This is a genomic window from Streptomyces sp. NPDC091280, from assembly GCF_044768565.1.
In the GTDB taxonomy this organism is placed as follows: domain Bacteria; phylum Actinomycetota; class Actinomycetes; order Streptomycetales; family Streptomycetaceae; genus Streptomyces.
In genome coordinates this window covers 89,811-102,319 of record NZ_JBIVUZ010000025.1, presented here as the reverse complement: position 1 = coordinate 102,319, position 12,509 = coordinate 89,811, and the positions used below count along the sequence as shown (strand labels likewise).

11 protein-coding genes are annotated in these 12,509 nt (G+C 67.0%); 5 read left to right on the top strand and 6 right to left on the bottom strand.

The window, feature by feature from the left end:
- Window positions 1–305 precede the first annotated feature (305 nt).
- The 5 genes from ACIQPR_RS47195 to ACIQPR_RS47175 all read right to left on the bottom strand — a co-directional run bounded on the left by ACIQPR_RS47195 (window position 306) and on the right by ACIQPR_RS47175 (window position 4,353).
- Window positions 306–797, bottom strand: coding sequence for a cupin domain-containing protein (locus ACIQPR_RS47195; RefSeq protein ID WP_403663364.1), 492 nt, complete (start codon window positions 795–797; stop codon window positions 306–308).
- 49 nt (window positions 798–846) lie between these two features.
- Entirely contained in the window at window positions 847–1,488 is a 642-nt protein-coding gene (locus ACIQPR_RS47190; RefSeq protein ID WP_403663361.1) for a 3-oxoacid CoA-transferase subunit B, read from the bottom strand.
- Window positions 1,488–2,141: a CoA transferase subunit A gene (locus ACIQPR_RS47185; RefSeq protein WP_403663358.1), complete on the bottom strand. Its 654-nt coding sequence runs from the start codon at window positions 2,139–2,141 to the stop codon at window positions 1,488–1,490. The genes ACIQPR_RS47190 and ACIQPR_RS47185 overlap by 1 nt, the downstream gene beginning before the upstream one ends.
- A gap of 48 nt (window positions 2,142–2,189) precedes the next feature.
- Window positions 2,190–3,074, bottom strand: a complete 885-nt coding sequence (locus ACIQPR_RS47180) for an alpha/beta fold hydrolase (protein WP_403663355.1) — start codon at window positions 3,072–3,074, stop codon at window positions 2,190–2,192.
- Window positions 3,075–3,135: 61 nt separating this feature from the next.
- The gene (locus ACIQPR_RS47175; RefSeq protein WP_403663352.1) at window positions 3,136–4,353 is read right to left on the bottom strand and encodes an acyl-CoA dehydrogenase family protein; all 1,218 of its coding nucleotides are present in this window, start codon (window positions 4,351–4,353) and stop codon (window positions 3,136–3,138) included.
- Window positions 4,354–5,183: 830 nt separating this feature from the next.
- Here ACIQPR_RS47175 and ACIQPR_RS47170 point away from each other — a divergent pair.
- Window positions 5,184–6,125 (top strand): VOC family protein, encoded by a 942-nt coding sequence (locus ACIQPR_RS47170; protein WP_403663349.1) that lies wholly within the window; start codon window positions 5,184–5,186, stop codon window positions 6,123–6,125.
- 258 nt (window positions 6,126–6,383) lie between these two features.
- Here the strand turns inward: ACIQPR_RS47170 and ACIQPR_RS47165 are convergent, their stop codons facing one another.
- Entirely contained in the window at window positions 6,384–7,430 is a 1,047-nt protein-coding gene (locus ACIQPR_RS47165) for a LysR family transcriptional regulator (RefSeq protein WP_403663346.1), read from the bottom strand.
- A gap of 1,000 nt (window positions 7,431–8,430) precedes the next feature.
- On the opposite strand from ACIQPR_RS47165, the gene ACIQPR_RS47160 reads away from it, so the two are divergent.
- From ACIQPR_RS47160 to ACIQPR_RS47145, 4 genes are all read left to right on the top strand, one after another.
- Window positions 8,431–9,297 (top strand): fumarylacetoacetate hydrolase family protein, encoded by an 867-nt coding sequence (locus ACIQPR_RS47160; RefSeq protein WP_403663342.1) that lies wholly within the window; start codon window positions 8,431–8,433, stop codon window positions 9,295–9,297.
- Window positions 9,294–10,226 carry an amidohydrolase family protein gene (locus ACIQPR_RS47155; RefSeq protein ID WP_403663339.1) on the top strand — a complete coding sequence of 311 codons (933 nt, stop codon included), beginning with the start codon at window positions 9,294–9,296 and terminating at the stop codon, window positions 10,224–10,226. Before ACIQPR_RS47160 ends, ACIQPR_RS47155 begins: the two co-directional genes overlap by 4 nt.
- Before the next feature lie 232 nt (window positions 10,227–10,458).
- Window positions 10,459–11,637 carry a thiolase family protein gene (locus ACIQPR_RS47150; protein WP_403663336.1) on the top strand — a complete coding sequence of 393 codons (1,179 nt, stop codon included), beginning with the start codon at window positions 10,459–10,461 and terminating at the stop codon, window positions 11,635–11,637.
- Window positions 11,638–11,896: 259 nt separating this feature from the next.
- Entirely contained in the window at window positions 11,897–12,469 is a 573-nt protein-coding gene (locus tag ACIQPR_RS47145) for a TetR/AcrR family transcriptional regulator (protein ID WP_403663333.1), read from the top strand.
- Window positions 12,470–12,509: the final 40 nt, after the last annotated feature.

Here is a 12,509-nt window from a genome sequence, read left to right as displayed (position 1 = left end):
TCCTCCGCGCCCTCCCGCGTTCTCACGGCGTGCCGACCTGCTGACGGATCGTAGGCGGGGGCCGGTCGTGGGCGCAGCCGAACCCGGCATCCCGCCGGAGCCGGACCTGCCCGATGACCTACGCCGTGGTCATCGGCCGCCGACCGGCACGAGTACCCAACTCGCCATTCACACCAGACCCGTGACCAGCAACTTCACGATGCACACCGCTCAATGCCGCCCGCTCAGGTTCCACGTGGCGGGCGGCTGGAGCCCAGTGCGGGCCGGGGACGGGACGAGAGATCCGTAATGGGCTTGGGTGTGAATCAGTTGTTGTTCGTCGGGCGGTGGAACGGTGTCGGTTCGAGCACCCGGTCACCGATCTTCACGGGCTCCGCGTCGATCAGGATCCACGCCATGACGACGGGCTCGTCGGTGTCGTTGAACCAGACGTGGTTGGTGCCCCGCTGCACGACGACGTCTCCGGCCTTGAGCCGGACCACATCTCCGCCGTCGAGTTCCATGCCCATCTCGCCCTTGAGGACGAGGCCGTAGTCGACCGAGTTGGTGCGGTGCATGGGGGAGCGGCCACCCGGCTCGAGCTGGCCGACGCGGAAGACCGTGCCGCCCGGGGCGGTGACTCCCACCGCCCGCTCGGAGCCGTCCGTCTCGTCCGTGTTGTCCGCGGGACTGGTGACGGTGGACCAGATGACGCGTCCCAACTGGCTGGGCTCGTCGAAAACGTGGTCCTTGGCGATGACCGCGCGGCCCTCGCTGTCGTGCCCAGTCACCACTCGGCGTACGTTTGGTGCGGCCATCGTGAAGTTCTCCATGTCCTGCGGAAGTCGGATGGTTTTCGGTGTCGGTTCAGATCGCCGAGGTGAACGGTGCGTCGGTGGCTGCGGCCACCTCGTCCTTCGTGACGCCGGGCTGCAGTTCGCGCAGGACGAGTTCGCCGTCTTGCACGTCGAAGACGGCGAGTTCGGTGACTATGACGTCGACCTCGTTCTCGGCGGTGAGCGGGTAGGTGCATTCCGGGACGAGCTTGGAGCGTCCCGAGGAGTCGCGGTGTGTGGTGGCGACGATGACCTTCTTGGCGCCCACGACGAGATCCATGGCGCCGCCGACACCGAGTACGTCGCGGCCGGGGACCATCCATGACGCCAGGTCACCTCGTCGGCTGACCTGGAGCGCCCCGAGGACCGTCACGTCGATGTGGCCGCCGCGGATCATCGCGAAGGCGTCGACGCTGGAGAAGCTGGAGGCGCCTGGGGTGACGGTGACCGGTTGCCGGCCCGCGTCCACCAGGTTCAGGTCGGTCTCTTCGGGTGATGCCGGCGGGCCCACTCCCAGCAGGCCGCTCTCGCTGTGCAGATGGACGCGGCGTCCGTTCAGGAAGGAGGGGATGAGCGTGGGGATGCCGATCCCGAGGTTCACCACGTCGCCGTCCCTGAGCTCGGCTGCGGCCCGGCCGGCGATCAGCTCTTTGACATCGGACACTCTGCTCATCAGGGCACCACCACAGCATCGACATAGAGGTGGGGAGTCGTGATCTCCGCAGGGGGCAGCTCGCCGACCTCCACGACCTCGTCCACCTCGGCGAGGACCAGGCGGGCGGCGGTCGCCATCGCGGTGTTGAAGTTGTGTCCCGCGCCCCGGTAGGTCAGGTTGCCCAGGCGGTCGGCCTGGTGGGCGTGGATCAGTGCGACATCGGCGTGCAAGGCCCGTTCCAGGAGGTAGGCGCGGCCGTCTTCGAACACCCGTGTCTCCTTGCCCTTGGCCAGGACGGTTCCCGCGCCGGTGGGTGTGTAGAACGCCGGTATGCCGGCTCCGCCCGCCCGGATGGCCTCCGCCAGGGTGCCCTGCGGGAGCAGGGTCACCTCCAGATGCCCGTCGCGCTGGGCGGCGGCGACCTCGGGGTTGCCGGAGAAAAAGGAGCCGATCACCCGGCGTACCTGTCCGGCCCGGAGCAGGGCGCCCAGTCCCAGGCCCGGCTGACCGAGGTTGTTGCTGACGATGGTCAGGTCACGCCGACCGCTGTCCAGTAGCGCGTCGATCAGGCGTACGGGCAGGCCAGCGGGGCCGAACCCGCCGACCATGACCGTGTCCCCGTCCCGTACCTGGGCGATCGCCGTCTTCGCGTCCTCGAAGACGGTGTCCATGTGAAGTCCTCCCTGCCTGAAATCTACGTCGGCGTTCGACGCCTGACGTCAGGCCTCGTCGGCCGTGGTCGTGCGGGCGAGGTCCAGGATCAGCGGTGCCGCCTGGGCGTTGAGGTCGAAGGCGTTGTTGGGACCGCCGGTCTTGAGCGTGTTCGCGAAGGCCTTCTCCCAGGCGTCCTCCGCCCACGGCGGCTCCACCACGCGGGAGCCCCTGATCAGTGCGTGGACCGAGTAGCAGGTGAGCAGCGGGTGCTCCTCGTCGTTCTGCCCGCTGCGGATGATGACAGTGGGGGCGGCGATCGAGGCGATGTCGTCGTCCCTCACGCCGGGGATGACCTGGCCGGGGGTCGGCACGAAGGCGGACAGCCACAGCTTGAGGGTCCTGATGAACTCCTCGTCGGACAGCGCCTCGAAGCGCTCCTTGTTGCGGGGGTTCTGCTCGATGCGCTGCTTCCAGTGCGGGAGCTGGGTCACCGCCTCGACGCCGCCCTTGCGGGCGATGGCGATGTTCTCGACGATGTAGCTGTTGCCCAGCGCCAGGGTGGGGTAGATGCCGCCAGCGATGTGCCAGAGGAACAGGCCGCGAGTCACCTCCGGGTACTGGAGAGCGGTGATGATCGAGACCCGGGCGCCCGCGGAGGCACCCACGATGATGGTCGGCCCCCAGGCCAGGTGCTTGATCAGCTGCTGGAGGGTGTCGGCGTGCATGTGGGACTCCGTCGGCCAGCGGTCGGAGAACTGGATGTCCGACTCCCCTCCGTTGGGACGGTCCCAGATCAGGACCTTCATCCCACTCTCCGCCAGGCGTTCACCCAGGGACCGCAGGAAGCCCCTGGGTGCCCGCCCGCCCGGCGTCAGGACGGCCGGTATCCCGTCCTCCTCGCCCAGGATCTCGTAGACGACGGATCCGCCGTTGATCTCCACCGAACTCATCACTGCCTGCTTTCCTTGAGGTGTGTCCCGCTGGGGTTTCCGCTGGTGCGATGGCCGACCGTCACCACACCTCCATGGACGGCTTCACGCCGAGCCGGACCCGGCCGTACAGCTCGGCGATGCTGTCCCATGTCAGGGCAAGCTGGTGGGAGCCGGCGTTGACGTCGCGGTGCATCCGGGAGATCCGGCTGGGGTTGAGGATGGCGCGCGCGCCCGAGGCCGAGTACAGCCGGTCCACGGCGCTGACGGCCAGCTGGGCGGTGTAGCCGTGGTTGCGCCGGAACCGGGCGCGCTCCAGATCGGTCAGCGGCTTGCCGGCTGCGCCAAACGCGATCAGATCACGCAGGTCGGCCCGGAGCAGGGCGACAGCCGCGTCGGCCTCGGCGGACGACTGAGCGAGCCGGATCTGTGCCGCGGTGCCCTCGGCCGCGCTGGGGCGGCCGGGCATCACGGTGCGGTTGCGGGTCCGCTCGGTGAATTCGTCCAGGGCACCCTGCGCGATCCCGATCAGCGGGGCGGCCAGCACGAACGGCATGATCTGGGACTGCGGCGCCCCGTAGGAGGCGCGGCCGTGCCGGTCGCGGGCCTCGGGAGCGGCCGGGCCCGGCCACAGCGTGCGGTGTTCCGGCACGAAGACGGGCTCGTCGATGACCACGCTCTTGCTGCCCGTGCCGCGCAGACCGGCCGGGTACCAGTCGTCCTCGATCCGGATGTCAGCACGTGGTACCAGCAGGTAGGCGAGGCGCTTGACCTCCTTGTCCAGCGCGCCGAGGTACACCCACTCCGCGTGGTCCACCCCGCTGGAGAAGGGCCAGCGACCGGAGATGAGCCAGCCGTCCGACACCCGCTCGGTCTTCCCGGTCGGTGCGAAGGCGGAGGAGGAGATCACGTCCGGAGAGGCGAAGTACTCGTTTTGGGCCTCTTCGGTAGCCGTTCCGATAATCCAGTTGTGGCTCTGGGTGACGGTGTAGAACCAACCGGTGGCGCCGCAGCCCTGGGCCAGACGCCAGCCGACCTCGAAGAGAGTGTCGATGTCCACAGCGTGTCCGCCGTAGGTCTGGGGAGTGGCGACCCGGATCAGCTCCGCGTCGATGAGGTCGCGGACCGACTCGTCCGGTACTCGCCGCAGCTCCTCGGTCCGGGCCGCGCGCTCGGCGAGGATCGGTACCAACTCCTCCGCACGCGCGATCAGCTTGTCGGAGACGGACACAGCGTTCGCGGCTTGGTTTTCAGGAGAGGCCGGCTGCGGCTTGGGGTCTTCGGAAAACAAGTACGACATGGGCCCTCCTAGGCCGCGGGATGCGCAGAAGATCGAAGTGACTTGGGAACGGCGGGCGAAACGGTCTGTCGGCTACGGCGAAGGAACCGACCGCGGTTACGCGGTGCGTTCGGGCCTCTGGGGAGTCCGCGACCGGATCACTCTGTCCGCCAGGCACCGAGCGAGCCGAAGTCGTGGAGGCGCGGAGGTAAGTGCTGTGGCTTCAAGTGACTGTGCTGCAGTGGTGCGAACGTGGCTGACGGCTTGCGCTCGGCGAGGCGATCACAGCCGTCGCGTGCCGCGTTCGCCCTGTTCGCTCGGATGCGGAACAGTTCTCCGCGACCGCAGCCGGGCTCGGCCCGCGCATGTCGTACCAGGGAGCGCGCCGCCCAGCGCGTCCCACGGGCAACGAATTGGAGAACGGGGCGACGGGCTTCACCGTCCGTGCCCCGGGAGACTGGACGCGACAGCGCCGCCGAGTGGGGTAGTTCGGCCTCCCGGAAGCTCGTAACAGTCACTGCCGGCTCTTTCCTGGTGATCCATTGACAGGATTCCTGAATTCCTGTGCCGTGTGACGGTCGTACCCGTAGACGACTCATGCCACTTTGCCGCTGTTGCTCCGACGTGACAAACGTGTGGTGTCGATACCTGCTATGAACGGGCTTCGCACCAGGGATGCGGGAGCGTTCTGTCAGCGGAGTGCGGAGTGCGCGTCAGTGGCCCCATGAATACGCAGCATTAACGGAATCAATTTCATGACGTGTATGACCGCTGGCAGACTTGACGTCCCAGAGGCTATTTACGGCGATGCTGTGCCGCAAATCTGCATCCTATTTCACCGAGGGACGATCATGACCAAGCGCCTTATCACCCATCTGCGGCATGTGGACATCGCCGTGCCGGACTACGACAAGGAGCTCGAGTTCTATTCCGGGGTCTGGGGCCTGGCCAAGGTCGCGGAGGATTCCGGTATCTCCTTCCTGGCCGCGGAGGGCAGCCCGGAGCAGTACGTGGTGCGGCTGCGGAAGGCCGAGGAGAAGCGGCTGGACCTGGTCTCCTACGGTGCCGCGACGACGCTGGACGTGGACGCGCTGGCGGAGAAGCTGCTGGCGGGCGGCGTGCAACTGATCACGCAGCCGGGGCGGATCGACACCCCGGGCGGGGGCTACGGTTTCCGGTTCTTCGACGTCGACGGCCGCACGGTGGAGGTGTCCGCTGACGTGGCGCCGCGCAAGCACCGCAAGATCGAGGAGCGTGAGTCGATCCCGGTGCGCCTGTCGCACGTGGTGCTGAACTCCACGGACCTCAACAAGACCCGGGAGTGGTACGAGCGGCACCTCGACTTCGCGCTGTCGGACACGATCTACCACCCGAAGATCGGTGACGCGATGCACTTCATGCGGGTGAACTCGCAGCACCACTCGATGGCGATCGCCCAGGGGCCGCACATGTCGGTGCATCACGTCTCCTTCGAGATGCGCGGCATTGACGAGTACATGCGGGGCACGGGCCGGGTCAAGAAGGCCGGTACCAAGATGTTGTGGGGGCCGGGTCGGCACGTCGCCGGCGACAACACCTTCAGCTACTTCTGGGACCCGCAGGGCAACATGGTCGAGTACACGACGGAGCTGGAGGTGCTGGACGAGGACACCTGGCACCCGCATGTCTACGACCCGTCCAAGGGAAACATCTCGGATCAGTGGGGGACGGCCAACGACCCGATGGAGGGGAACACCGGCAAGGAGGCCTTCAACGACCCCGACAAGAGCGCCTTCATCGCGCCACCGGTCTGACCGGTCACCCCGGCGGCGGTCGGGGACGCACGCAGCAAAGGCTGGCGGGGGCGCGATTTCCGGACGGTGCATGTGAACGAGGGTGCGCCCGTTCCTGAGCGACGACCTTCGACACCCCCATCGAGACACAGGAGCGTGGCTCGGGTGGGTTCATCACCGAGCAGGGCCCCGACGACTACCGGCGCAGCCCTGGGGGTTCGGATGTGTTCGGAAGGTGCTGTACGCCCCGTGACACGGAGCAGCTGACGGAAAGGGGTCTCAGAGTGCCCCGACTGCGGAGAGCACCCGGTCATCGGACTCCAGACGAGATTGACCAGGTGAGAGGGGCGAGCCAAGGTCGGCCGAAGCTGAGGCGACATCCGCGATCATGCGCCGCAGCCAGGAGTGCGCCGGATCGGTGTGGGCCAGATCACTCCAGTACATCGTCTCGTGGATCTCCGGTATCGGAAACGGCGGTTCGAACACCTTGAGTCCGGCCGAATCACGGAAACGGTGAGCGAGGCGCTCCGGGACCAGTCCGACCAGCCGGGTTCCCTGCACGAGGAAGGGCGCCAGTACGAGGCTGTCGGCAACGACGTCGGCATGGCGGACGGCACCTCGATCCTCCGCCGGACGAGGACCGATGAAGGTGGAGAGCTCGGCGATGAGCGATCCGGCTCCGGGCTTCTGTGTGAGAAGAGCGCTCATCCACGGTTGCCATGCGATGGAGAGGTGGGGAAGGGACTCGAGCAGGCTGAGCGGCAGTTCCTCACCGACGTCCGGATTGTCGGCGGAGACGATGCATACGAACCGTTCAGTGGACAGTCGCTGCGAATGGACACCGTCGAGATCGAGGCCCGGCCCGATGACGAGGTCGGCGCCGCTCTGTCCCAGTATCCGGGGGACCAGGTCGTTGAGCTGACGTGCTTCCAGTCCGATGCCTGGCGCCTGGGTTGCCGTACGGCACAGAGCGGGCTGGAGAATTCGCAGCATCGTGTAGTCGGACATGAACACGGAGAAGCGGCGGGATGCCACGGCGGGATCGAACGTGACTCGGTGTTCGATCGTGCGCCGGACCCGTGCGACCACGTCTTCCACTGGCTCGATGAGGCCCCGCGCGAGTGGCGTCAGTTCGTAGTGGCGGCCGACTCGGACCAGCAGCTCATCATCGAACATGCGGCGTAGTCTGCGCAGCTCGGCGCTGACGGCCGACTGCGTGAGGTTCAGCTGCTCACCTGCCTTGGTGACGCTGCGGGTATGAAGCAGCGCGTCGAGCGCCACCAACAGGTTGAGATCGAACTTCCGGAGATTCACGCCTGACGTCATGATCACCTAGCCAAGGAACGGGGACGTCACGCCGGGCCGTTTCCCGCCGGTGATGGCTGAGGACGGCTCTCTCTGCGGCTCGTCGTGAAGTCCGACTGCTTTGATGCTGAGGTCTGGGGCCCGGCGGTCGCGGGCTCTGTGGGGCCTGGCGGCTCGGATCGCCGACTCGCGAGGCACCGTTCGCGAGTGTGTATCCGTCGTTATAGTAAGGTACCGTACCGTACGATAAATGTAGTGCAACGTCAGGGAAACGCAAGTAGGGCGACGATCTGAACTCGCTTGATCTGCGCGGGGAGCGGTGCCTGCGCAGCGCGGGGCGCGCGGCCGACAGTCTTGATGCTGCCCATCGCCCGGACTGAGACATCGTCATTCGATCTTGAGCTTCAAGAGGCTGATCGCGCGGCGAGTCGCGACATCTGTAGGGCGGTCCGAGGTGGGTTGCTCTTTCCGTTTACTCGCCGCTTCTAAATCGTCCTCGCGGCCCAGCCTCGTAGAGGATTGAACCGTCGGTCATTGCTTCTGGTCATGTCACGGATGGATGAGCGTGCTTTTCCCCAGGTCTTTCCCTCTGCGTTCTCTGCTATCTTCTGCGGAAGGGGAGGGCGGAAGTGGTCATGAAAACGACACCGCCCCCTGCATGGTCGCCGATCCGACTGTGGTGTGAGTGACGTTTCGGTCGTACGAGCATCGAGCCTAGTCGGAACGGGCGGAGCCGCCCTGACTTCCGATCCGTGAAGAGCGGGGAAGTGTCCGGTGGTTCCGAAGCGTGCGAGTCGAGGGCATCAGCGACCGGTGCTTCGATTGACTCCGCCCAATTGGTCGCGTGTCGGTAATTTCATCCGCGATGACTGACGTAAATGTCTCACATTTATGCCAGTCACTATTCGAGGGCTTGGACGTGGGTCCCACCGTAAAGGAAGGTATGCGCATGACTTTCGGACTAGGTACATTCTCCGGCACGGATGGTGTTCCCTTTCCCGGTTTGGTAGTCGACGGTCGTGTGTACGACTTGCGGGCGGAGTTCAGCGACACGCTGTCGATGCTGAACGACTGGGACGCCTGCCTGAGCCGGCTCCACGAACTGGCCGTCGCACCCCCCGGTAACGGCGCGACGCTCGCCAGCCTCCACCCGCACCCGCCGGTGGCCTCCCGCCAGGTGCTGTGCGGCGGCGCCAATTACTACACGCACCTGGAGCAGCTGCACGCCGCGCTGCTGCGCAAGCAGGGTGACACGCGTTCCGACGAGGAGCTGTTCGCCGCGGGCCGGGAGTTCGGGCGGAGCCGCCTGGACGGTGAGGCGTTCGTCTTCGCCGGTCTCCCGAGCGCAGTGAGCGGGGCCACCGACGACGTGGTGCTGTGGGGCCCGGGCGAGCAGCACGACTGGGAGCTGGAACTCGCCGTGGTCATCGGCCGCGGCGGCTTCCACATCAAGGAGAAGGACGCGCTGGACCATGTCGCGGGCTACACGATCTCCAACGACATCAGCACCCGCGAGGTGATGCACCGTCCCAACACAGGGATGACCGACTACCTGATGTCAAAGGTGCGGCCGACGTTCTTCCCCACTGGCCCCTACATCGTGCCCCGCGAGTTCATCCCCGACTACCGGGACCTGCGCATCACGCTGAAGGTCAACGGCGAGGTGATGCAGAACGAGAGCACCGATGACATGATCTTCGGGGTCGAGCAGCTCGTTGCTCATGCCTCGACCCTCGTCGAGCTGCAGCCCGGTGACCTGCTGTTGACGGGTTCCCCGGCGGGCAACGCCGGACACCACGGCAACCGCTGGCTCGTCCCCGGCGATGTCATGGAGGGCGAGATCACCGGGCTCGGAGTGCAGCGCAACCGCTGCGTGAAGCCCGAATGAGGATCGACACTCACGTACACATCAGCTCGCAGAGCCTGCCCGCTCCCCCCGTTCCGGCCGGTGTGCCCGGGGTGCCGGTGGTCACCGCAGACGCGATTCTGGGCATGATGGACCGCTACGAGATCGATGGCGCGGTGCTGTCCCCGATGGCCCTCGGCCTGCAGAGGGCGGAGGGAGCCCAGGCGGGCAAACTGGCGCGGATGGTCAACGAGGAACTCGCGCAGACGGTCGCGTCCCACCCGAACCGTTTCGCCGGCCTAACGGTGCTGCCGCTGCCGGACGTCGACACGGCCCTCACGGAACTCACTCACAGCCTCGACGTCCTGGAGCTGGACGGCGTCCTGCTGATGACGAACTACCGGGGCGCCTATGTGGGGGACGAGAGCTGGGAGCCGTTGTACGCGGAGCTGGACCGCCGTGGTGCTTACGTCTTCTTGCATCCTTCCATGCCCGCCTGCGGTACGGCGCTGGAGCATCCGCCGTGGCTGTACGAGTTCACCTTCGACACGACCCGGGTGCTGGCGAACCTGATCTACAACGGGATTCTCGAGCGCTACCCGCGGATCCGGTGGCAGGTGGCGCACTGCGGCGGCACGGCGCCCTTCCTGGCGGAGCGGATCGCCTCGCTGGCGGTGCGTGAACCGCAGATGGCGCAGAAGGCGCCGGCTGGGGCTCTGGAGTACCTGTCGCGTCTGTACTACGACACGGGCCTGTCCAACAACGAGATCGCCTACCGGACGACCCGTATGGTGGCGCCGGCGGACCGGATCGTCTTCGGTACCGACTGGCCGAACCTGCCGCTGCCGGAAGACACCAATGACCCTGGTCCCGGCCTGGCGTTCCTCGACGAGACGACGCGCTCCGCGCTGGACGAGAACGCCGCCGTGCTCGTACCCCGGCTGGCGAGGGCCATCACATCTTCCGCCTGACCGACCCGGCCAGACGCGGCGACCAGGCCACGTCCAGCTGGCGAAGAAGTACCGCGGGGCTCACGGAACGTGGGCCCCGCTGGGGCACAACGCCCCTTCGTACGCTGCTCTCTCGAAGACCGCACGAAGCGGGCCCCGGCACGCTCAACCGTGACGCGCACTTGCCGCACTCCCGACTGCGGCCCGGCGACGCACGGCCACGCGGGACCATCGCATCGGATGAGGAAAAGGCATGACAGCAAGTTTCGTGTACTCGGCCGTACGCACCGCCTTCGGCCGCCACGGTGGCGCCCTGGCCGGGGTGCGGCCGGACGATCTGGCCGCCACGGTGATCAGCGCGCTCATGGAGAAGACCCCGCAGCTGGAGCCGGGGCGCGTGGACGAGGTGGTCTTCGGCAACTCCAACGGAGCGGGTGAGGACAGCCGCAACGTCGGCCGGATGGGCGCGCTGCTGGCCGGCCTGCCGGTCAGCGTGCCCGCGAATACAGTGAACCGCCTGTGCGGCTCCAGCCTCGACGCGGCCATGATCGCCTCCCGTGCCGTCGAGACCGGCGACGCGGATCTCGTGCTCGCCGGGGGCGTCGAGTCCATGAGCCGTTCGCCCTGGGTGCTGCCCAGGCCGCAGAAGCCGTACTCGACGCGCGACGAGACGCTGGTGTCCACCACGCTGGGCTGGCGGCACACCAACCCCCGTTTTCCGCAGGAGTGGACGGTGTCGCTGGGCGAGTGCAACGAGCAGTTGCAGGAGAAGTTCGGTATCTCCCGCGAGCGGCAGGACGAATTCGCGCTGCGCTCCCACCGGCTCGCCTCCCAGGCATGGGACGAAGGGTTCTACGAGCCGCTCACGACATCGGTCGACGGCGTCGATCTCCGCCGTGACGAGGCTATCCGAGCGGGCTCCACAGCGGAGAAGCTCGCCTCGCTCAAGCCAGCGTTCAGACCCGACGGGACGATCACCGCGGGTAACGCCTCTCCACTCAGTGACGGCGCGTCGGCCCTGCTGATCGGTTCCGAACGAGCGGCGGACCTCATCGGAGCCCAGCCGCTGGCGCGCATCGCCGGGCGCGGCGCGGCCGCACTGGAGCCGCAACTGTTCGGGTACGCACCGGTCGGGGCGGCGGAACGGGCTTTGTCGGCTGCCGGAATCAGCTGGAGCGACGTCGGCGCGGTCGAGTTGAACGAAGCCTTCGCGGTGCAGTCGCTGGCGTGCATCGACGCCTGGGACATCGACCCGGACATCGTCAACGTCCGAGGTGGCGCGATTGCAATCGGCCACCCGCTGGGCGCCTCCGGCGGCCGGGTCCTGGGCACACTGGCCCACGTGCTTCGCGAGCGCGGTGAACGCTGGGGAGTCGCGGCCATCTGCATAGGAGTCGGACAGGGCCTGGCTGTCGTCCTGGAAGCGCTCTGACCGAGATCCGCCCGGACACGTACAGCGTGGCGCGCAATGTCTCCCAGCACCGGCGCGACGAGTCGGCGCTCTGACTCGTTCCACGGAGAACCCTGCCCCACGCATCCACACCGAGATCCTCGGCACCCACACGCATCAGGCGGGCCAGTGATGTCAGTCGTGAACGGAGGCGAGCAGCATGACCACCCCGGAGCCACAGCGACGCCGTCGCATGACGCCCGCGCGTGAAGCAGAGATATACGAGGTTGTACTGAGCATCTTGCGAGATGACGGGTACGAGGCCCTGACCATGGAGGAAGTCGCCGCGCGCACGGGTTGCGGCAAGGCGACCCTGTACCGGTGGTGGGACGGCAAGCTCGAACTGGTCGTCGGAGCCATGCGCTATGCCGTACCGGTCGAGATGGACACGATCGACACCGGTTCCCTGTCCGGTGACCTGGTCGCGTTGATGGCTTCGGAGTCCGACCGTGTGGCTTACCGGCAACCGGCCCTGATACGGGGTGTCGCGGCAGCCGCTCAGCAGAACCCCGATCTGTTGCGGGCGCTGCACGACTACGTCGTCGAGCCGCAGACGGCAGCTCTCCGCCGTTCGGTGCAATACGCCGTCGACCGAGGGAACATCCACCCGGACTGCCCCGCGTTGGAGTTCGTGCCGAGCATGCTGTTCGGAGCGGTGATGGTCCGTGTGCTGGTCGAGGACCAGCCGCCGACAAGGGCGTGGCTGGCCTCGTACATCGCATCCGTCGTACTGCCGGCTCTCGGGTACATGTCCGGGGGAGCCGACGTCGGCAACGCGTATGGTCACGGGGACCGGGAGGTCTCGCTACCGTAGTAAAGTACGGAACCGTACGGTTTTATTGAGGGGTTTCTGG